Annotated in this window: 20 protein-coding genes; 6 read left to right on the top strand and 14 right to left on the bottom strand. The window is 66.8% G+C overall.

Features of this window, described 5'->3' with window-relative positions; genetic code table 11:
* Positions 1-22 precede the first annotated feature (22 nt).
* From ACTJLD_RS01600 to ACTJLD_RS01585, 4 genes are all read right to left on the bottom strand, one after another.
* Positions 23-1,042, bottom strand: coding sequence for an ABC transporter permease (locus ACTJLD_RS01600; protein ID WP_027787475.1), 1,020 nt, complete (start codon positions 1,040-1,042; stop codon positions 23-25).
* On the bottom strand, positions 1,039-2,652 hold the full coding sequence (locus tag ACTJLD_RS01595; protein WP_027787476.1) for a sugar ABC transporter ATP-binding protein: 1,614 nt from the start codon (positions 2,650-2,652) through the stop codon (positions 1,039-1,041). Before ACTJLD_RS01595 ends, ACTJLD_RS01600 begins: the two co-directional genes overlap by 4 nt.
* Positions 2,653-2,797: 145 nt before the next feature.
* Entirely contained in the window at positions 2,798-3,748 is a 951-nt protein-coding gene (locus ACTJLD_RS01590; protein WP_027787477.1) for a sugar ABC transporter substrate-binding protein, read from the bottom strand.
* Positions 3,749-4,025: 277 nt separating this feature from the next.
* Positions 4,026-4,412 (bottom strand): DUF805 domain-containing protein, encoded by a 387-nt coding sequence (locus ACTJLD_RS01585; RefSeq protein WP_049098223.1) that lies wholly within the window; start codon positions 4,410-4,412, stop codon positions 4,026-4,028.
* Between the two features lie 39 nt (positions 4,413-4,451).
* On the opposite strand from ACTJLD_RS01585, the gene ACTJLD_RS01580 reads away from it, so the two are divergent.
* Positions 4,452-4,880, top strand: coding sequence for a hypothetical protein (locus ACTJLD_RS01580; RefSeq protein ID WP_440657788.1), 429 nt, complete (start codon positions 4,452-4,454; stop codon positions 4,878-4,880).
* A gap of 29 nt (positions 4,881-4,909) precedes the next feature.
* Here the strand turns inward: ACTJLD_RS01580 and ACTJLD_RS01575 are convergent, their stop codons facing one another.
* The 5 genes from ACTJLD_RS01575 to ACTJLD_RS01555 form a co-directional block, all read right to left on the bottom strand.
* Complete coding sequence (locus tag ACTJLD_RS01575) at positions 4,910-5,836, bottom strand: CysB family HTH-type transcriptional regulator (protein WP_006476072.1); 927 nt, start codon at positions 5,834-5,836, stop codon at positions 4,910-4,912.
* Positions 5,837-5,911: 75 nt separating this feature from the next.
* Complete coding sequence (locus ACTJLD_RS01570; RefSeq protein ID WP_027787478.1) at positions 5,912-6,970, bottom strand: sulfate/molybdate ABC transporter ATP-binding protein; 1,059 nt, start codon at positions 6,968-6,970, stop codon at positions 5,912-5,914.
* 13 nt (positions 6,971-6,983) lie between these two features.
* Positions 6,984-7,931, bottom strand: coding sequence for a sulfate ABC transporter permease subunit CysW (gene cysW / locus ACTJLD_RS01565; RefSeq protein WP_027787479.1), 948 nt, complete (start codon positions 7,929-7,931; stop codon positions 6,984-6,986).
* Complete coding sequence (gene cysT / locus ACTJLD_RS01560) at positions 7,928-8,821, bottom strand: sulfate ABC transporter permease subunit CysT (protein ID WP_027787480.1); 894 nt, start codon at positions 8,819-8,821, stop codon at positions 7,928-7,930. The genes cysW and cysT overlap by 4 nt, the downstream gene beginning before the upstream one ends.
* Before the next feature lie 122 nt (positions 8,822-8,943).
* Positions 8,944-9,981, bottom strand: coding sequence for a sulfate ABC transporter substrate-binding protein (locus ACTJLD_RS01555; RefSeq protein WP_011351893.1), 1,038 nt, complete (start codon positions 9,979-9,981; stop codon positions 8,944-8,946).
* 264 nt (positions 9,982-10,245) lie between these two features.
* On the opposite strand from ACTJLD_RS01555, the gene lexA reads away from it, so the two are divergent.
* Genes lexA through ACTJLD_RS01540 form a run of 3 tightly spaced genes read left to right on the top strand, consistent with a single transcriptional unit; the run spans position 10,246 to position 11,998 of the window.
* Positions 10,246-10,893 (top strand): transcriptional repressor LexA, encoded by a 648-nt coding sequence (lexA, locus tag ACTJLD_RS01550; protein ID WP_006754655.1) that lies wholly within the window; start codon positions 10,246-10,248, stop codon positions 10,891-10,893.
* A gap of 26 nt (positions 10,894-10,919) precedes the next feature.
* Entirely contained in the window at positions 10,920-11,255 is a 336-nt protein-coding gene (locus ACTJLD_RS01545; protein ID WP_006476078.1) for a hypothetical protein, read from the top strand.
* Positions 11,256-11,284: 29 nt separating this feature from the next.
* Positions 11,285-11,998, top strand: a complete 714-nt coding sequence (locus ACTJLD_RS01540; protein WP_440657951.1) for a DUF2939 domain-containing protein — start codon at positions 11,285-11,287, stop codon at positions 11,996-11,998.
* A 109-nt stretch (positions 11,999-12,107) separates the two neighbouring features.
* On the opposite strand, the gene ACTJLD_RS01535 is transcribed toward ACTJLD_RS01540, so the two are convergent.
* Positions 12,108-12,605: a universal stress protein gene (locus tag ACTJLD_RS01535; protein ID WP_021157010.1), complete on the bottom strand. Its 498-nt coding sequence runs from the start codon at positions 12,603-12,605 to the stop codon at positions 12,108-12,110.
* Positions 12,606-12,930: 325 nt separating this feature from the next.
* Between ACTJLD_RS01535 and nodI the strand changes: the two genes are divergently transcribed.
* Positions 12,931-13,845 (top strand): nodulation factor ABC transporter ATP-binding protein NodI, encoded by a 915-nt coding sequence (gene nodI, locus ACTJLD_RS01530; RefSeq protein WP_021157008.1) that lies wholly within the window; start codon positions 12,931-12,933, stop codon positions 13,843-13,845.
* A gap of 6 nt (positions 13,846-13,851) precedes the next feature.
* Entirely contained in the window at positions 13,852-14,685 is an 834-nt protein-coding gene (locus ACTJLD_RS01525; RefSeq protein WP_027787482.1) for an ABC transporter permease, read from the top strand.
* Positions 14,686-14,722: 37 nt separating this feature from the next.
* Here ACTJLD_RS01525 and ACTJLD_RS01520 read toward each other — a convergent pair whose 3' ends face one another.
* From ACTJLD_RS01520 to ACTJLD_RS01505, 4 genes are all read right to left on the bottom strand, one after another.
* A complete protein-coding gene (locus tag ACTJLD_RS01520) occupies positions 14,723-15,145 on the bottom strand; it encodes a hypothetical protein (RefSeq protein ID WP_440657787.1) in 423 nt (140 codons plus the stop codon).
* A 101-nt stretch (positions 15,146-15,246) separates the two neighbouring features.
* Positions 15,247-16,305: a permease gene (locus ACTJLD_RS01515; RefSeq protein ID WP_059700154.1), complete on the bottom strand. Its 1,059-nt coding sequence runs from the start codon at positions 16,303-16,305 to the stop codon at positions 15,247-15,249.
* A 37-nt stretch (positions 16,306-16,342) separates the two neighbouring features.
* A complete protein-coding gene (mnmH, locus tag ACTJLD_RS01510; protein ID WP_440657786.1) occupies positions 16,343-17,428 on the bottom strand; it encodes a tRNA 2-selenouridine(34) synthase MnmH in 1,086 nt (361 codons plus the stop codon).
* 64 nt (positions 17,429-17,492) lie between these two features.
* Positions 17,493-18,446 carry a LysR family transcriptional regulator gene (locus tag ACTJLD_RS01505; protein ID WP_060172132.1) on the bottom strand — a complete coding sequence of 318 codons (954 nt, stop codon included), beginning with the start codon at positions 18,444-18,446 and terminating at the stop codon, positions 17,493-17,495.
* Positions 18,447-18,557: the final 111 nt, after the last annotated feature.

Here is an 18,557-nt window from a genome sequence, read left to right as displayed (position 1 = left end):
CTGGTCTGTTCTGTCTGTCTTTCTACCGCACGCGCGTGCGCCGGCTGCGATACGTATCGAGCACGACTGCCACCACGATCACCGCGCCGGTGATGATCCGTTTCGTCGGCTCGTTCGCGCCGATCTGCGCCAGCCCTGCGGCCAGCACCGAGATGATCAACACGCCGAAGAACGTGCTGATCACCGAGCCGCGCCCGCCCATCAGGCTCGTGCCGCCGATCACGACGGCCGCGATCACCTGCAGTTCGAGGCCGACGCCCGCGTTCGGGTCGGCCGCCTCGAGCCGCGAAATCTGGAACAGCGACGCGAGCCCCGCGAGCGCGCCCATCAGCGCGAATACGAGAATTTTATACGGCCTCGGGTTAACCCCGGCAAGTCGGACGGCTTCTTCGTTCGTGCCGATCCCGACGAGATAGCGTCCGAACACGGTGCGCGTCAGCACGAACTGGGCCGCGATCATCACCGCGACCGCGATCAGGAACGCCGGCGAGATGCCGAGCGCGATCGGGTTCGACAGGAAATCGAACGCGTCGCCGATATAGGCGGTGCGCGAATTCGTCAGCTGGTACGCGAGGCCGCGTGCGGCCTCCAGCACGCCGAGCGACACGATGAACGACGGAATGCGCCAGCCGACCGTGACCGCGCCCGTCAGCGCGCCCGTGACGGTCGCGACCGCGATGCCGATCAGCGCGGCCGGCAGCGGCCCCCACTGCCATTTCAGCGCGGCGACGCTGACCATCGACGCGGCGAGCGCGAGCACCGAGCCGACCGACAGGTCGATCCCGGCGATGATCAGCACGAAGGTCATCCCGACCGACATCACGACGAGATCGGGAATCTGGTTCGCGATCGTGCTGAACGTATCGTAGGTCAGGAAATGCGAGCTCAGCGTCGAAAACAGCACGATCATCGCGGCAAGCGCGCCGGCGAGCCCGAGATAGTTCGACAGGCCGAGCCGCGTGCCGGACAGCGTGCGCGCGCGGCGCCCCGTCACGTCCTGCTGCGCGCCTGCGTCGGTCGGGGATACGGGAGGCTGGGTCATTGCTGTCGTCCTGTCGTCGAAGTGCCCGGAGCGGCGCCTTGCGCCTGCCCCGCGTCCGGATGCCGAGCGCCGTCCGGCGGCGTCTCGCGGCCGAAGCCGGCGAACGCCGCGGCCAGCAGTGCATCCTGGGTCCAGTTGCCGCGCTCGAACACGGCGGTCATGCGCCCGGCCGACATCACGCCGATCCGGTCGCAGATCAGCATCAGCTCACGCAGGTCGCTCGACACGACGACGAGCGCGCGGCCTTCGCGCGCGAGCGCGCCCATCAAAGTGTAGATCTCGAACTTCGCGCCGACGTCGATCCCGCGCGTCGGCTCGTCGAACAGCAGCACGCCCATGTCGCGCGCGAGCCAGCGGCCGATCACGACCTTCTGCTGATTACCGCCCGACAGCTCGCCGACCGCCTGCGCCGCACCGTGCGTGCGGATTCGCAGCGCGTCGATCTGCTGCTCGGCGAGCGCCGTTTCACGCGCGCTGTCGACGATGCCGCCGCGCGCCAGCCGGTCGAGCTGGCCGAGCGACACGTTCGCGGTGATCGACTGCGTGAGCAGCAACCCTTCGCCCTTGCGATCCTCGGTGATCAGCGCAATGCCGTGCTTCACCGCCTCGACGGGCGAGCCGATCCGCACCGGCTTCGGCGGCTGGCCGATCGCGATCGTTCCCGCATCCGGCGCATCCGCGCCGTAGATCAGCCGCAGCAGTTCGGTACGTCCCGCGCCGATCAGCCCCGAGATGCCGAAGATCTCGCCCGCGCGCACCTCGAGCGACACGTCGCGCACCGCCGTCCCGCGGGCGAGGCCCGACACGACGAGCCGCGGTGCGCCGATACGGCGCTCGCCGAGATCGATGTGCTCGCCGATCTCGCGCCCGACCATCAGCGTGACGAGCCCGTCGGACGTCGTCGCCGCCATGTCGCCCGCATGGACGAGCCGGCCGTCGCGCAGTACCGCGACCCGCTCGGCGACACGCGCGAGCTCCTCGAGCCGATGCGAGATGTAGATGATAGCGACCCCGCGTGCCTTCAGCCGGTCGATCTGCTCGAACAGCAGCTCGACTTCACGCGCGGTCAGCATCGCGGTCGGTTCGTCGAGAATCAGCACGCGGCAGTCGCCGATCAGGTTGCGCGCGATCTCGACCATCTGCTGATGGCCGATGCCGAGCGCGCCCACCGGCGTATCGGGATCGACCGTGTCGAGCCCGACCTGGGCCATCGCGGCCCGCGCGTCGTCGCGCAACCGCGCGCGATCGATGATCCCGAAGCGCCGCGGCAGGCGGTTCAGGAACAGGTTTTCGGCGACCGTCAGGGTCGGCAGCAGGTTCAGCTCCTGCATCACCATGCGCACGCCGAGCGCCTCGGCCTGCGTCCGGCTCGCCGGCGCATAGGGCTGGCCGCCCAGCTGCATCGTGCCGGCGGTCGGCTCGACGAGCCCGCCGATGATCTTCGACAGCGTGCTCTTGCCGGCGCCGTTCTCGCCCGTCAACGCAAGCGCGTGGCCCGCCTCGAGCGTCAGCGTGACCTCGGCGAGCACGGGTTCGGCATAGGTCTTGCCGATGCCGGATACGGACAGCACGGGAGCGGCTGCGCGGGAGGGTTGGGAAGTCGGGTCCATCGCGATCCTGATTGCGGCCGCGCGCACGCGGCGCGCGGGTATGACGCTCACAAGTGCATGTGCATGCAGTGGCCGTGATCGCGCTCACCCCTGATAACGGCCGCCGCGCCCGATTCTTGAGGGCGGCGGCCGTATCGGGGTTGCGTCACTTCGTCACGAGATCCACCGGCGTCTCGACCACGCCCGACATGTCGGCCTGCTTGCGATGCTCGGAGATCGCCTTGAGCGCCGTGTCGATGCCGAACACGGCCTGCTTCGCCGCGTACTGATCGGCCGTCGCGAGCACGCGGCCGTCCTTCAGCATCGGCTTGATCGCGTTGATGTTGTCGTAGCCGACCACGAACACCTTGCCCTGCTTGCCGGCCGCGCGCACGGCCGACACGGCGCCGATCGCCATGTTGTCGTTGCCGCACAGCAGCGCCTTCAGGTTCGGGTATTCGTTGAGCATCGCGGCCGCGACCGCATTGCCCTTGTCGATCTCCCATTCACCGGACTGCACCGATACGACCTTCATCCCGCCCGCCTTCATCGCATCCTCGAAGCCGGCCGTGCGCTGCTGCGCATTGGTCGTCGTCGACACGCCCTCGACGATGCCGACCTGGTCGCCCGCCTTCAGCCGCTTCGCGAGGTAATCGCCGATCTTGCGCGCGCCCTTGCGGTTGTCCGGGCCGACGAACGGTACGTTCAGGTTCTTCGATTTCAGCACGTCGGGATCGAGCCGGTTGTCGATGTTCACGACGATGATGCCGGCGTCGACCGCCTTCTTCACGACCGGCACGAGCGCCTTCGAATCGGCCGGCGCGAGCACGATCGCGTCGACCTTCGACACGATCATCTGCTCGACGATGCGGATCTGGTTCGCGGTGTCGGTCTCGTCCTTGATGCCGTTGGTGATCAGGTCGAACTGGTTCGCGTTGTGCTTCTGGTATTCCTTCGCGCCCGTTTCCATCGTCAGGAAGAACTCGTTGGCGAGCGACTTCATCACGAGCGCGACCTTCGGCTTGGCCGATGATTGCGCATGGACGGCCGGTGCGGCGGCAACCGCGACGGCGGCGAGCGCGGCGGTCAGGAAGCGACGGCGAAAGAGGACATTCATACACATCTCCTGGCGACCGGCCCCAAGGACCGGACTATTGTTTGACTGTTGTTTTAATGTGAGCAAACGTTTGCGCCACACTACCCGGGCAACGGCCATCGATGCTGCTGTCGGTACCACGGAATGGAAGCGAGGCAGACGGCCGACTGCCTGACGCGTGCTGTTGTTTACGCGCCGCCGCCGGCGGGAAGCCGGCGGAGTGAAGGCTATGCTGTACCGATTCGCGTCGGCGCGCAACCTGTCTGATCAATATTTAAGGGTTTATTCGGAGCGCGTGTCACGCCGGATCCCGCGGCGCCGGCTCGTCTTCATCGGCTGACGGCGGCTCGCCGAAGCGGTTCGCATGCGGCGTGCCGGCGATGAAGCCGTTCATCACGAACAACGCGAGCGCGCCGACGATCGGCACGAACACCAACAGCATCCACCATCCCGACTTGTCGATGTCGTGCAGCCGCTTCACACCGACCGCAATCGACGACCACGCCGCGACGACGGCGACCACGATGAGCACCAGCATCGCCAGCAGCGGCAGATCGTCATCCGGCGAGCGGTGCGAATCCGCATCGAAAAACACGCTGAGCAACGCGGAAACCAGTGCGTAGATCCACCACGGCAGGCGTCCGATCCGGCCTTCGAAGGAAAAGAGAAACCATTTCAGGTTCATTGTTTACCTCGTCGTCACGCGTGTTGCGTGCTGTGCGCCATGCTGCCGAATGTGTCCGAACGGGCAATCCGCGTGCGTTGTGTTGCGAATGCGAACGGGCTGTCGGTCATGTGCCCCGCGCTTCGTTCCGGCGTCGCGAAGGGTGTCGTTGAAGCGGGCCGGCCGGTCGGGATGGTGCCGGAGAGTCGCGGCAACACCCGTCAGCCGGTATTCACGCGCATTGAATCACAGACAAGGAGAAACGGGGCGGCCGGTATGCAGGATGGCAAGGCCCGATGCGAGGCGCTCGAACGTGCCGTCTTGATTTCTCGCTGGCAGGCGAGCGCATATCGTGCGCCGGGTGCGGGGATGAATCGGCGGGAAACCGCGATTGCGGCCGGTGATTCGGTGAGTCTGGGTCGAACAACCAGGCGGCGGCAGATCGCCTGCCGCCTGGTGCATGACGGGACGTCGCGCCATCCGCGGTGATCGCGCGGACGGCGCACGACGTACTGTCGTCAAACGGCTTCGCGCAACAGCCCCGCGATTTCCGCTTCGTTCAGGTGCGGCGCGAACATCTCGATCAGCCGGTACGCATACGCACGCAGGAATGCGCCCTTGCGCAAGCCGACCCGCGTCGTGCTCGCCTCGAACAGGTGCTGCGTATCGAGCGCGACGAGCCCCGTGTCGCGCTGCGGATCGTAGGCCATCGCCGCGACGACGCCGATCCCCATCCCGAGCTCGACATAGGTCTTGATCACGTCGGCGTCGATCGCGGTCAGCACGACGTCGGGCACGGCACCCGCCTGCGTGAATGCCTGATCGATGTGCGAGCGGCCCGTGAAGTCCTGGTCGTACGTGATGATCGGGTACTCGGCGATTTCCTCGAGCGTCAGGTTCGCGCGACCGACGAGCGGATGGCCCTTCGGCACGACGACCGTGTGGTGCCACGAATAGCACGGGAACGTGACGATGTCCGGATAGCGGTCGAGCGCTTCGGTCGAGATGCCGAGATCGGCCTCGCCGTTCAGGATCATCTGCGCAATCTGCTGCGGGCTGCCCTGGCGCAGCGCGAGATGGACCTTCGGGAACACGTCGGTAAACTGCCGGATCACCTTCGGCAGCGCGTAGCGCGCCTGCGTGTGCGTCGTCGCGACGACGAGGTGGCCGCTGTCCTGGTCGGCGAACTGGCGCGCGACGCGGCGCAGGTTCTCGGCATCGAGCAGCATCCGCTCGATCAGCTGGTGCACGGCCTTGCCGGGCTCCGTGAGCCCCGTCAGCCGCTTGCCGCGCCGGATGAAGATATCGACGCCCAGTTCATCCTCGAGATCCTTGATCTGCTTGGACACGCCGGACTGCGACGTGTACAGCACGTTCGCGACTTCCGTCAGGTTCATGTTCTGGCGCACCGCTTCGCGCACGAACCGCAATTGCTGAAAATTCATGGGTATGCCTCTTAGGCTGTCGTTGTTTGATTGTCTGATCGGAGCGCGCTCCGCCCCCTGCCCTGCATTCTGGCGTCAACGCGCGGGAAACACACGCACCGCGCGCGGCACGGCCGTCGCACCGTCGCCGACCTGCAGCGACAGCGCACGCCATGCGTCGCGATCGAGTTCCGCCTCGAGCGCGCCGCCCGCGCGCGCCTCGAGCTCCACGCGCACTGAACCGCCGAGCGGAATCACGCGGCGCACGTCCACCGCGATGCCGTCGCGGTGCCCTTCACCGGCCGGCCAGAGCTGCAGGTCGTGCGGCCGCACGTACGCGTTCGCAGGGCCCGCGAAATCGGCATCGACCTCGATCGGCGCAGCCGCGCCCTCGGCCACGAAGCCGCGCCCGGCGACCGTGCCCGGCAGCCGGTTGGCCGCGCCGAGGAACTCGTAGACGAACGCGCTCTGCGGATGATCGTAGACGTCCTGCGGGCTGCCGACCTGCTCAACGTGGCCGCGGTTCAGCACGACGATGCGGTCCGCGACTTCCAGCGCCTCCTCCTGGTCGTGCGTGACGAAGATCGTCGAGATGTGCAGGTCGTCGTGCAGACGACGCAGCCAGCCGCGCAGTTCCTTGCGGACCTTCGCGTCAAGCGCGCCGAACGGCTCGTCGAGCAGCAGCACCTTCGGCTCGACCGCGAGCGCGCGGGCGAGCGCGATGCGCTGGCGCTGGCCGCCCGACAGCTCCGACGGATAACGCTGCGCAAGCCAGTCGAGCTGCACGAGCTTCAGCAGCTCGTGCACCTTGTCGCGGATCGCGCTTTCCGACGGCCGCTCGCGGCGCGGCTTCACGCGCAGCCCGAACGCGACGTTCTCGAACACGGTCATGTGGCGGAACAGCGCGTAGTGCTGGAACACGAACCCGACCTGCCGATCGCGCGCGCCGACCGACGCGACGTCGAGCCCCTGCAGCACGACCTGGCCGGCGTCCGCGTGCTCGAGGCCCGCGATCACGCGCAGCAGCGTGGTCTTGCCGCAGCCGGACGGCCCGAGCAGCGCGACCAGTTCACCGGGCGGGAAGTCGAGCGACACGTTGTCGAGCGCCGTGAAATCGCCGAAGCGCTTCTGAAGGTTACGGACGGTGATACCCATTCTGGTTGCCTCTTTACGATTTCGACGAAACGGCGGCGGGGCCGGCGTGTGCGGGAACGGTGTCGCTCGCGCCGGCCAGTTCGGCGGCGAGATGACGCTCGGCGATCAGTTTCAGGGCGAGCGTGACGAGCGCGAGCAGCGCGAGCACCGACGCCACCGCGAACGCTGCCGCGAAGTTGTACTCGTTGTACAGGATCTCGACGTGCAGCGGCATCGTGTCGGTCACGCCGCGGATGTGGCCCGATACGACCGACACCGCGCCGAACTCGCCCATCGCACGCGCGTTGCACAGGATCACGCCGTACAGCAAACCCCACTTCACGTTCGGCAGCGTCACGCGGCGGAAGATCTGCCAGCCCGACGCGCCGAGCACGCGCGCGGCTTCTTCCTCGTCGGTGCCTTGCGCCTGCATCAGCGGAATCAGCTCGCGCGCGACGAACGGGAACGTGACGAAGATCGTCGCGAGCACGATGCCCGGCACCGCGAAGATGATCTGCACGTCGTGCGCCTGCAGCCACGGCCCGAGCCAGCCCTGCGCGCCGAACAGCAGCACGTACACGAGACCCGAGATCACCGGCGACACCGAGAACGGCAGGTCGATCAGCGTCGTCAGCAGCGCCTTGCCGCGGAATTCGAATTTCGCGATCGCCCACGACGCGCACACGCCGAACACGAGGTTCAGCGGCACGGCGATCACGGCGACGGTCAGCGTCAGCTTGATCGCCGACCACGCGTCGGGATCGGCCAGCGATTCGAGATAGAAGCCGACGCCTTTTCTCAGCGCCTCGACGAACACCGCGGCGAGCGGCACGACGAGGAAGAACGCAAGGAACGCCAGCGCGATGCCCGTGAGCAGCCAGCGCACGACGCGCGACTCGCTGACGGGGTCGAGCCGCTTCGCGGCGCGCCCTTGCTCGGCCGAAGACGGGGTTTTCAGCACGACGGTGGCCTCCTGGCTCATTGCTGGCCTCCTGCTGCGGCGGCGGTGACGGTAGCAGGCGCGGGACCGCTCGCACCCTTGCTCGTGCGGCGCTGCAGATACCACTGCAGCGTGTTGATCAGCAGCAGCATCAGGAACGACACGACGAGCATCACGACCGCCAGCGCGGTCGCGCCCGCGTAGTCGTACTGCTCGAGCTTCGTGATGATGAGCAGCGACGTGATCTCGGATTTCATCGGCACGTTGCCGGCGATGAAGATCACCGAGCCGTATTCACCGAGCGCACGCGCGAACGCGAGCGCGAACCCGGTGAGGAGCGCCGGCAGCACGGCCGGCAGCACGACGCGGCGGAACGTCAGCCAGCGCGACGCGCCCAGGCACGCGGCCGCCTCTTCCTGCTCGCGCTCGAAGTCCTCGAGCACTGGCTGCACGGTGCGCACGACGAACGGCAGCCCGATGAAGGTCAGCGCAACCAGCACGCCGGCCGGCGTGAACGCGATCTTGATGCCGAGCGGCGCGAGATACTGGCCGACCCAGCCGTTGGTCGCATAGACGGCCGCGAGCGAGATGCCGGCAACCGACGTCGGCAGCGCGAACGGCAGGTCGACGATCGCATCGACGAGGCGCTTGAACGGGAACGTGTAGCGCACGAGCACCCACGCGACGAGGAAGCCGAACACGGCGTTGATCAGCGCGCCGCCGAGTGCGGACGTGAACGTCAGCCGGTACGACGCGAGCACGCGCGGCGACGCGACGGCGGTGACGAACTGGTCCCACGACAGCGTCGCGGTCTTCAGGAACGTGGCGGCGAGCGGTATCAGCACCACGAGGCTCAAATAGGCCACCGTGATGCCTAGCGTCACGCCGAAACCGGGCAGCGCGCTCGGCTTGCGAAAGGTGTACGTCGTCATCGGATGCTCTTGCTGGGTCGATGCTGCTCATGGGTCCGACGCAAACGCCGGCGCGATGCTTTGCGCCGGCGGCCCGCCGAGGGTGCGGCGCGCTGTCGTGGCGCGCCGCTGTCGTTATGGTGTTACTGCGGCTTGTAGATCGAATCGAACACGCCGCCGTCCGCGAAATGCGTCTTCTGCGCATTCGTCCAGCCGCCGAAGGTATCGTCGACCGTGTACAGCTTCAGCTTCGGGAACTGCTTGGTCAGCTCCGCCGGCACGTTCTTCGAACGCGGCCGGTAGTAGTTGCGTGCCGCGATCTCCTGGCCCTGCGGGCTGTACAGGAAGTTCAGGTACGCATCGGCCAGCTTGCGCGTGCCCTTCTTGTCGACCACCTTGTCGACCACCGCGACGGGCGGCTCGGCCAGGATGCTCACCGACGGCACGACGATCTCGAACTTGTCGGTACCGAATTCCTTGACCGACAGGAACGCCTCGTTTTCCCATGCGATCAGCACGTCGCCGATCCCGCGCTGCACGAAGCTCGTGGTCGCGCCGCGTGCGCCCGAATCGAGCACGCCCGCGTTCTTGTAGAGCTTCGTGACGAATTCCTTCGCCGTCTGCTCGTTGCCGCCCGGCTTGTGCACCGCGTACGCCCATGCGGCCAGGTAGTTCCAGCGTGCGCCGCCCGACGTCTTCGGGTTCGGCGTGACGATCGAGATGCCCGGCTTGGTCAGGTCGTCCCAGTCCTTGATCCCCTTCGGGTTGCCCTTGCGCACCAGGAACACGATCGTCGACGTATACGGCGACGCGTTGTCGGGCAGGCGCTTCTGCCAATCCTTGTTGACGAGGCCCTTGTTCGCGAGCGCGTCGATGTCGTACGCCAATGCCAGCGTGACGACGTCGGCCTGCAGGCCGTCGAGCACCGAGCGCGCCTGCGCGCCCGAACCGCCGTGCGACTGCTTGAAGTTGACGGTCTCGCCCGTCTTCGCCTTCCACTCCTTGCCGAACGCCTGGTTGAAGTCCTGATACAGCTCGCGCGTCGGGTCGTACGACACGTTCAGGAAGGTCGTATCGGCCTGGGCGTGCGTCGCGACGCCCAGCGCCGCCGCCGCGCCCAGCGCGAGTGTTGCGATCAGGCGGCCCACTCCGCCCACCAGCCCCGTATTGCGCTTGCCCATCCTTGGTTCTCCAGTGTTGTCGGTATTGCGATGTCGGGCCAGTCTAGCGAACGGGTTACATGATTAAAAATAATCGTTCCTCATTTTTTAATACTCAAAAGTGCTAACGCAGACGGGATGGACGGTTGCGGCAGATGAACCGGCGTCCGGACGTCGCAAAATCACGTCGGAACCGGCGTGATCGCGTCGAACCTCACGTAACACTTGAAATTCGCGAACTACTGTATAAAAATACAGCTCACTGTCTATCCATACAGTTGAGCCATGACCAAACTCACCGCCCGTCAGCAGCAAGTGTTCGACTTGATCCGTCGCGCGATCGAGCGCTCCGGATTCCCGCCCACCCGTGCCGAGATCGCGGCCGAACTGGGCTTCAGCTCGCCGAATGCGGCCGAAGAGCATCTGCGCGCGCTGGCGCGCAAGGGTGTGATCGAGCTGGCCGCCGGCGCGTCGCGCGGCATCCGCCTGCTCGGCATCGACGATGCCCCGCACCAGTTCACGCTCCCGCACGCCGGCCTGATGCAGCTGTCGCTGCCGCTCGTCGGCCGTGTGGCAGCCGGTAGCCCGATCCTCGCGCAGGAGCACATCTCGCAGCATTACGCGTGCGATCCCGCGCTGTTCACCAGCAAGCCCGACTACCTGTTGAAAGTGCGCGGCCTGTCGATGCGCGACGCCGGCATCCTCGATGGCGACCTGCTCGCCGTGCAGAAGCGCACGGAAGCGAAGGACGGCCAGATCATCGTCGCGCGTCTCGGCGACGACGTCACGGTCAAGCGCCTGATGCGCCGGCCGGGCGGTCTCGAGCTGATCGCGGAGAACCCGGATTACGAAAACATCTTCGTCAAGGCCGGCAGCGCGGAATTCGCGCTGGAAGGCATCGCCGTCGGGCTGATCCGCTCGGGCGAACTCTGACATTCCGTCTCGCTGAGGAGAACATCATGGAACGCCTTGCCCGCCTGCTGCCTTTCCGTCAATTCGGTCGCCTGCGTCACCTGCGCGGCCGTACGCCCTGCGCACCGCTGTCCGCGGCGGCGCCTGTGCAAGAAGAAGTCGCAGTCGAACGGCAGGCGTCCCTGCTGCCGTCGGCGCTCCCCGCTTTCGCGCGGGTATCGCTGAACGCCGGCCTGAATCACGCGGAACCCGCGCGTCGCGCGCCGGTGCGCGTCTATCACGGTCGGTCGCGCCTGATCATGGTCGGCACGATCGATGCCGTGTGCCGGATGATCGATCGCTGCATTGCAGAGGAACGATCGGCTACGCCTGGCGGTCTCTGATTGCGGAACATCCCCGCACCGGAGGCAACGTGACCGGATCTTCGGGCCGCGCATGGCGGCTCAAACCCCTGCTGATCATCGTGCTGGCCATCGCCGCCGTTGCGGCGATCGGCTATGCCTACGCGTCGCCGTACGTCGCGCTCGGCCGCCTGAAAACGGCGATCGATGCGCGCGATGCGCAGGCCATCAGTGAATATGTCGATTTTCCGTCGCTGCGCATCAGCCTGAAGCAGCAGGTCACGGAAGAGCTGATGCGCCGGATCGACGCGGTGAAGAAGAGCAATCCATTCGCGGTGCTCGGTGCACTGATCGGGTCGGCATTGATCGGCCCGCTGGTCGATGCATACGCGACCCCGGAGGGCGTGGCCGCGCTGATGAGCGGATTGCCACCGCGTGGCAATCCGGGGGAGCGTCCACCTGACTTGTCGAATCTGCCGCCAGGCAGCGATGCGCCGGGCAACACGCCGGCCGCACCGGTGCCCAATCAGGCTTCGGCAAGCGCAGCCGCTCCGGGCAGCAACGTGGTAGCCGCATCATCGCCGCCCCCTGCTGCTGCCGCGCCGGCCAGCCCGGTCGAAGCACCGCATTCGCCGCATCAGCAGCAAACCAGCGCCGGCTACCGGAATATCGATGAATTCGTCGTGACCTACCAGCGCAGTGCCGACGGCACGCGCTATGCGGCGATATTCCACCGCTTCGGCCTGTTCTCGTGGAAGTTGTCCGCAATCGACCTGCACGCTTGACAGGGCTCGACAGGACTTGACTGGCTCAGGGTCAGCGCCCGAGCCACTGAGGCGGCGTGACTGCCTGACCGGCACGGTTCGCCAGTCAGGCAGTCATCGAATCATTGGATCATTTGCCGTTCGCCGTGGCCGCTTCACGCTCGCGTGCGATTTCGGCCTTCTGCTCTTGCGCCGACGAACACGCAACCAGGATGCTGCAGTTCACGCGATCGAGCAGTTGTGTGTTGCCCGAGCCCATCCACCATCTCGACAGCCCGCTGCGGCACCGGTGGCCGACGACGACGAGATCGGCGTTCAGTTCCGTCGCGAGATTCGCGATTTCGTCGATCGGATAGCCGAATGCGAAATGGCCTTCGGCCTGCACGCCGCGCTCGCGCAGCCAGTTCACCCCTTCCTGCAGGATTTCACGCGCGGTTTCCTCGAACCGGCCGCACGCGACGTCGGTCAGCAAACCCGCGCTCTGTGCAATGCTCGAGCGCATGTCGACGACCGACAGCAAATGCGTTTCGGCCTTCAGGTCCATCGCGAGATTGGCGCCGCAGCGCAGTGCCTTGCGCCCTTCGAGCGTGCCGTCGTAACACAGCAGAATCTTGTTGTAGCTAGCCATGAAACCTCCCTATCGCAACAACGAGCCTACGCATTCATCATGGTGCGCCGCAATTCAGGACGCAAGGGATGGAAAACGCTGATTCGCCCCGCTCGGCGCGTGCGCGATGATGCGGTGCACGATCGGTGCGCGCATGCATCGCACCGCGCAGGCATGCCCTGAAGAGACGCAGCCGATGCACTAGAATGGCCCGTTCGTACTCCAGCGGGCCACCAGGCGCCGGCGTCGTGCGCTTCGGTCATGCCCGTGTGACAGGCAATCGTCCGATCGGTTCGCCTACCGGCAGCGAAACGCTGCCGCGCCCGCATACAACGACAACACACCCATGCTCGTTGCACCGATCGATTTCCGGAACGTCGAAAAGCGCTATGGCGACAAGCTCGTCGTCAACGGCCTGTCGTTCACCGTGCAGGCCGGCGAATGCTACGGCCTGCTCGGCCCCAACGGCGCGGGCAAGACCACCACGCTGAAAATGCTGCTCGGCCTCACGCACCCCGATGCAGGCACCATTTCGCTCTGCGGCGAACCGGTTCCATCGCGTGCGCGGCATGCGCGCCAGCGTGTCGGGGTCGTCCCGCAGTTCGACAATCTCGACCCCGACTTCACCGTGCGCGAGAACCTGCTCGTCTTCAGCCGCTATTTCGGCATGTCGGCGCAGGCTGCGCACGCGCTCGTGAAACCCCTGCTCGAATTCGCGAAGCTCGAGAACAAGGCCGATGCGAAGGTCGGCGAGCTGTCGGGCGGCATGAAGCGCCGGCTCACGCTCGCCCGTGCGCTCGTCAACGATCCCGATGTGCTGGTGCTCGACGAGCCGACGACGGGCCTCGACCCGCAGGCACGCCACCTCATGTGGGAACGCCTGCGCTCGCTGCTCGCTCGAGGCAAGACGATCCTGATCACCACGCACTTCATGGAAGAAGCCGAGCGCCTGTGCGACCGGCTGTGTGTGATCGAGGAAGGCCGCAAGATCGCCGAAGGTGCGCCGCACGCGCTGATCGAATCGGAGATCGGCTGCGACGTGATCGAGATCTACGGGCCCGATCCGGCCACGCTGCGCGACGAGCTGGCGGCGTTCGCGAAGCACACCGAGATCAGCGGCGAGACGCTGTTCTGCTATGTGAGCGACCCGGAACCGCTCAGTGCGCGACTCAAGGGTCGCACGGGGTTGCGCTATCTGCATCGCCCGGCCAATCTGGAAGATGTGTTCCTGCGGCTCACGGGCCGCGAAATGCAGGACTGATCGATCATGGACGTGCGCAACTATTCCGCCACCGCCCCGTCGGCACCGCCGCGCGTGTCACGCTTCGCGATCGCGATGCCCGCGAACGCAACCAACTGGATCGCCGTCTGGCGGCGCAACTATCTCGTCTGGCGCAAGCTCGCGCTCGCGTCGATGTTCGGCAATCTTGCCGATCCGATGATCTATCTGTTCGGTCTGGGGTTCGGGCTCGGCCTGATGCTCGGCCATGTCGACGGCGTGTCGTATATCGCGTTCCTCGCGGCCGGTACGGTCGGCTCGAGCGTGATGATGTCCGCGAGCTTCGAGTCGATGTATTCGGGTTTCTCGCGGATGCACGTGCAGCGCACATGGGAAGCGATCATGCATACGCCGCTTGCGCTCGGCGACATCGTGCTCGGCGAGATCGTCTGGGGGGCCAGCAAGGCGATGCTGTCGGGGGCCGCGATCATGCTCGTCGCGGGGGCGCTCGGCTATGCGCAGTTTCCGTCGATGCTCGCGGCGCTGCCCGTGATCGCGCTCGCGGGCCTCGCGTTCGCAAGCGTCGCGATGATCGTCACGGCGCTCGCACCGTCCTACGATTTCTTCATGTTTTATCAGACGCTCGTGCTGACGCCGATGCTGCTGCTGTCGGGCGTGTTCTTCCCGACCACGCAGCTGCCGCCGATCGCGCGGCACGCGGCGCAGGCACTGCCGCTCGCGAACGCCGTCGAGCTGATCCGGCCCGCGATGCTCGGCCGGCCGGCGACCGACGTCGCGCTGCATGTCGCGGTGCTCGCCGGCTACGCGATCGGCGGGTTCCTGCTGTCCGCCTGGCTGTTCCGGCGGCGGATGATGCGCTGACGGCCGGCGCACCGGGCGCCGGCTTCATGCGACGACGTTACTCGTCGTCGTCGCTCCACGGGATCTCGACGTCGGTCAGGAACGCGACGGTCGCGAGCGGGCCACCTTCCTGGCGGCCAAGCTTGCCGTCCGCGCGATGCCATTCGACGCGGAACTGCGTGCCCGAATCGTCTGCGACCAGATAAACCGAGCGCAGCTCTTCCTTGTCGGCCTCGTCCACCGGGCCGTCGAACGACACCAGCATCTTCTGCGGCCACAGGCCGTTGACCGGATCGTAAATGCGGTCGCCTTGCGGAATGTCGATGCTGGCCTCGACGCCGATCGTTGCGGAGGCCTCGATGATCATCGTGCCGAGTGCGTTCAGCACGGCAGTCGCCCGCGCGGAATTGGCCTGGCGGATCGCGAGATCGCCGCGCGTCAGCGCCTTTTCGAGTCGAGGATGAATCTTCGGTTGGGTCATGCGTTTTCCTGTTTGCTTCTTGTAAATGGCGCCGCACGCGTGAAACGGCGGCGCCGGATGAATACGACGATTGCGCCCGGCCGGCGCACCGCTTGCGCGCGTCAGAACCCGAGCGCGACCGCGAGCAGGCCGCTCGCGATCCCGAACACGACGACGAGGATCGCGACGATGGCCAGCATGTAAGGCTTGAACGAACGCGCGAGCATCGCGAGCGACGGCACGCTGATCGGCGGCAGCGTCATCAGCAGCGCGGCGGCCGGGCCGACGCCCATGCCGAGCGACAGCATCGCCTGGATGATCGGCACCTCGCCCGCCGTCGGGATCACGAACAGCATGCCCGCGACCGCGAAGGCGACGATCCAGCCGAGATGATTGCCGATGTCCGGGCCGATATGCGGGAACAGCCATGCGCGCGCGGCGCCGAGCAGCAGCACGAGCACGATGTATTCGGGCACGAGCCGCACGGCCATGCGCGCGAGCAGCTTCATCCAGCGGACGAACGGATTGCCGGCCGCGGCCTGCTCGGCCGCCAGCGCGGCGAGCTGCGCATCGTCGATGCGGGCGTCTTCAGGGCGCGCGATCCGGTTCAGCAGATAGCCGATCCCGAATACCATCGCGACGCCGAGCACGAGGCGCAGCGCACTCCAGTGCCAGCCGAGCACGAAGCCCATGAAAACCAGCGCCGCCGGGTTCAGCACCGTGTTGCCGAGCCAGAACGCGACCGCGCCGCCCGGCGAGGCATGGCGTGCACGCAGCCCCGCGACGACCGGCGCCGCGCAGCACGTGCACATCATGCCGGGCAGCGACAGCAGGCCGCCCGCGGCGACGCTGCCGAAGCCGGTGCGGCCGAGCACGCGCGCGACCCAGTGCGCGGGCAGCAGCGCCTGCACGGCCGAACCGAGCAGCAAGCCGAGCACCATCGCCTGCCAGATCGCCTTGCCGTACGCCCATGCGTAGTCGAGCGCGGCCTTCAGCGACGGCTCGGGCGCGGCCGCCGACGTGCCCATCAGGATCGACTGTCCGATCGAATGATGCTCGGCGGCAACGAACGCCTTGTTGTAGTACGGGAACCATTTCACATAGAACAGCCCCGCGACCGCGATCAGCAGGAAGGTCATCCAGCCGAGTGCCGGATTGGGTTGGGTGCGTGTGGTCGTCATCGTGTGATCGTCGATTGGTTTTTGTCGGTGGCGGGCTTCACGCCTGCCGCAACGCGGCCGACGCGGGCAGCCCGGCCTGCGCGAGTTGCGCCAGCAGCGTGCGCGCCTGGTCGCACACATCGGCCGCGTTGGGCCGGAAGGTGAACGTCAGCGCCCGGTTCGGCTTGTTGTACGTCGCGCGATAAGTGCGCGCATAGGCGGGATCGTAATGCTTGTCGATCAGTTCGGTGAACAGTTCGGCACGCGCGCCGGCATCGATCAGCGCCTTCCAGTGCGTCACCTGTTCGCGGCTGTGCAGGCCGATCAGCCGGTGCAGCTGTGCCTTGAACGCGTCCGGTTCGTCGAACAGGTGCGCGTAATCGTCGAGGAGGAACGCGATGCGCTCGTCGTGCGCCGCGTCGACATGCACCCACGGCCCTGCGTGAAACGCTTCGATCAACGCGATCGGCAACTGCACGAGCCCGATCCTGCGGCTTTCCGACTCGACAAATACCGGCCATTCGGGGTCGAAACGCCCAAGTGTTTCGACGAGCCCCGAATCGAACCCCTTCTGCGCCGGCTGCGGCTTGCCCGGCAGCGCGCCGAGCAGCGAACCGCGATGGCACGCGAGCGCCTCGAGATCGAGCGTCTGCGCGCCCGCGTCGCGCAGCGCGTTCAGCAGGCGCGTCTTGCCGCAGCCCGTATGGCCGACGAGCGCGATGTAGCGAAAGCGCGTCGGCAGCGAGTCGAGCGTCGCGCACACCGACTGGCGGTATGACTTGTAGCCGCCGTCGAGCTGGCGCGCCTTCCAGCCGATCAGGTTGAACCAAGTCGTCATCGAGCCCGAGCGCTTGCCGCCGCGCCAGCAGTAGATCAGCGGCCGCCAGTTGCGCGGCCGGTCGGCGAACGTCGTGTCGAGATGACGCGCGATGTTGCGTGCCACCATCGCCGCGCCGACGCGCGTCGCCTCGTACGGCGACACCTGCCGGTACATCGTGCCGACGAGCACGCGCTCCTCGTTGCTGAGCACGGGCGCGTTCAGCGCGCCGGGGATATGATCCTCGGCGAACTCGAGCGGCGTGCGCACGTCGATGATCTCGTCGAACTCGCCGGCGCGATCGAGGGTGACAATCAGGTTCTTCAATTTGGCGTCGAACAGGGGCGATGCGGCTCGATGAGCCGCATGGGCACGGAAGGCGGATTGGCGATTATCTCACGGGCCGGCGTCTCGGGCCGCGCGCGGCGGCCGGCGGCGGCGATGCGGCCTGCATCGCGTCGATCAGATGATCGCGGAACGCGCGAACCGACGCGGGCAGATCGCGCCCCGCCATCGTCTGTACCTGGATGCTGCGCTCGCGCAACTGCGGGTTCGTCACGGGCACGACGACGAAGCCGTCCGCGGCGCAGCGGTCGCGCACCGACAGCAGCCCCGTGAACATCACCGCGCCCGTGCGCCGCGCATAACCGTACATCGCCGCCGTGTTGTTGCTCGTCAGTTCAGGCTCGAGCAGCAGCCCGTCGAGCGCGCATGCGATGTCGATCAGCTGGCGCACCGTGGTGCCGGCCTCGGGCAGCACGTGCGGGTGACGCGCGACATCGGCGAGCGACACCGCTTCACGCGTCGCAAGCGGATGGTCACGCCGCACCAGCGCGAAGATCGGCGCGCGCTCGGTATGCTCGACGCGCACGCCCTTCTCCGGCGCGAGGCTGAAGCTCAACGCGATGTCCACGTCGCCGTCGCGCACGCGCCGCGTCGCGTCCGCCGGCGACACGACCCACACCGAGAAATCGACGCCCGGATGGCGCGCCTTGAAGCGCGCGAGCGTGCCGGGCAGGAAATCGATCGCGAACCCTTCCGAGCACGCGATCTTCAGCAGGCTGCCGTGCAGCGCGTCGAGCCCGCCGATGTCCTTCATCACGTGCTCGGCCTCCAGCAGGCTGCGCTGCGCGAACGCCAGAAGCCGCTCGCCGGCCTCCGACAGCGCCATCCCGCGCGGCCGGCGCTCGAACAGCGGTGCCCCGAGCTCGCTCTCGAGTTTCGCGATCTGCCGGCTGATCGCCGAGACGGCCACGTGCAGCCGCGCGGACGCGTCGCTGATCGAACCGGTGCGCGCCACCTCGACGAAATACCGCAACGCCAGGCCATGCAGGAAAGCCGCCATCGTTCTGTCTCCACCCGGCTGCCGGCCGCGTTGCTTTGCCTTTTCGGCAAAGAAAGGTTCGAAATTCGATCATTGTGACAAAAAAAACGGCTTTCTAGAATCGATCGCACT

This window comes from Burkholderia sp. 22088 (assembly GCF_052045915.1).
Classification (GTDB): Bacteria; Pseudomonadota; Gammaproteobacteria; order Burkholderiales; family Burkholderiaceae; genus Burkholderia; species Burkholderia cepacia.
The sequence above is the reverse complement of the archived record's forward strand: the minus strand, read 5'-3'. Positions and strand labels throughout refer to the sequence as shown.

Coding starts and splice junctions, on each gene's coding strand:
- ACTJLD_RS01600 (WP_027787475.1), bottom strand. CDS start 1,042: ATGACCCAGCCTCCCGTATCCCCGACCGACGCAGGCGCGCAGCAGGAC.
- ACTJLD_RS01595 (WP_027787476.1), bottom strand. CDS start 2,652: ATGGACCCGACTTCCCAACCCTCCCGCGCAGCCGCTCCCGTGCTGTCC.
- ACTJLD_RS01590 (WP_027787477.1), bottom strand. CDS start 3,748: ATGAATGTCCTCTTTCGCCGTCGCTTCCTGACCGCCGCGCTCGCCGCC.
- ACTJLD_RS01585 (WP_049098223.1), bottom strand. CDS start 4,412: ATGAACCTGAAATGGTTTCTCTTTTCCTTCGAAGGCCGGATCGGACGC.
- ACTJLD_RS01580 (WP_440657788.1), top strand. CDS start 4,452: ATGCTGCCGAATGTGTCCGAACGGGCAATCCGCGTGCGTTGTGTTGCG.
- ACTJLD_RS01575 (WP_006476072.1), bottom strand. CDS start 5,836: ATGAATTTTCAGCAATTGCGGTTCGTGCGCGAAGCGGTGCGCCAGAAC.
- ACTJLD_RS01570 (WP_027787478.1), bottom strand. CDS start 6,970: ATGGGTATCACCGTCCGTAACCTTCAGAAGCGCTTCGGCGATTTCACG.
- cysW (WP_027787479.1), bottom strand. CDS start 7,931: ATGAGCCAGGAGGCCACCGTCGTGCTGAAAACCCCGTCTTCGGCCGAG.
- cysT (WP_027787480.1), bottom strand. CDS start 8,821: ATGACGACGTACACCTTTCGCAAGCCGAGCGCGCTGCCCGGTTTCGGC.
- ACTJLD_RS01555 (WP_011351893.1), bottom strand. CDS start 9,981: ATGGGCAAGCGCAATACGGGGCTGGTGGGCGGAGTGGGCCGCCTGATC.
- lexA (WP_006754655.1), top strand. CDS start 10,246: ATGACCAAACTCACCGCCCGTCAGCAGCAAGTGTTCGACTTGATCCGT.
- ACTJLD_RS01545 (WP_006476078.1), top strand. CDS start 10,920: ATGGAACGCCTTGCCCGCCTGCTGCCTTTCCGTCAATTCGGTCGCCTG.
- ACTJLD_RS01535 (WP_021157010.1), bottom strand. CDS start 12,605: ATGGCTAGCTACAACAAGATTCTGCTGTGTTACGACGGCACGCTCGAA.
- nodI (WP_021157008.1), top strand. CDS start 12,931: ATGCTCGTTGCACCGATCGATTTCCGGAACGTCGAAAAGCGCTATGGC.
- ACTJLD_RS01525 (WP_027787482.1), top strand. CDS start 13,852: ATGGACGTGCGCAACTATTCCGCCACCGCCCCGTCGGCACCGCCGCGC.
- ACTJLD_RS01520 (WP_440657787.1), bottom strand. CDS start 15,145: ATGACCCAACCGAAGATTCATCCTCGACTCGAAAAGGCGCTGACGCGC.
- ACTJLD_RS01515 (WP_059700154.1), bottom strand. CDS start 16,305: ATGACGACCACACGCACCCAACCCAATCCGGCACTCGGCTGGATGACC.
- ACTJLD_RS01505 (WP_060172132.1), bottom strand. CDS start 18,446: ATGGCGGCTTTCCTGCATGGCCTGGCGTTGCGGTATTTCGTCGAGGTG.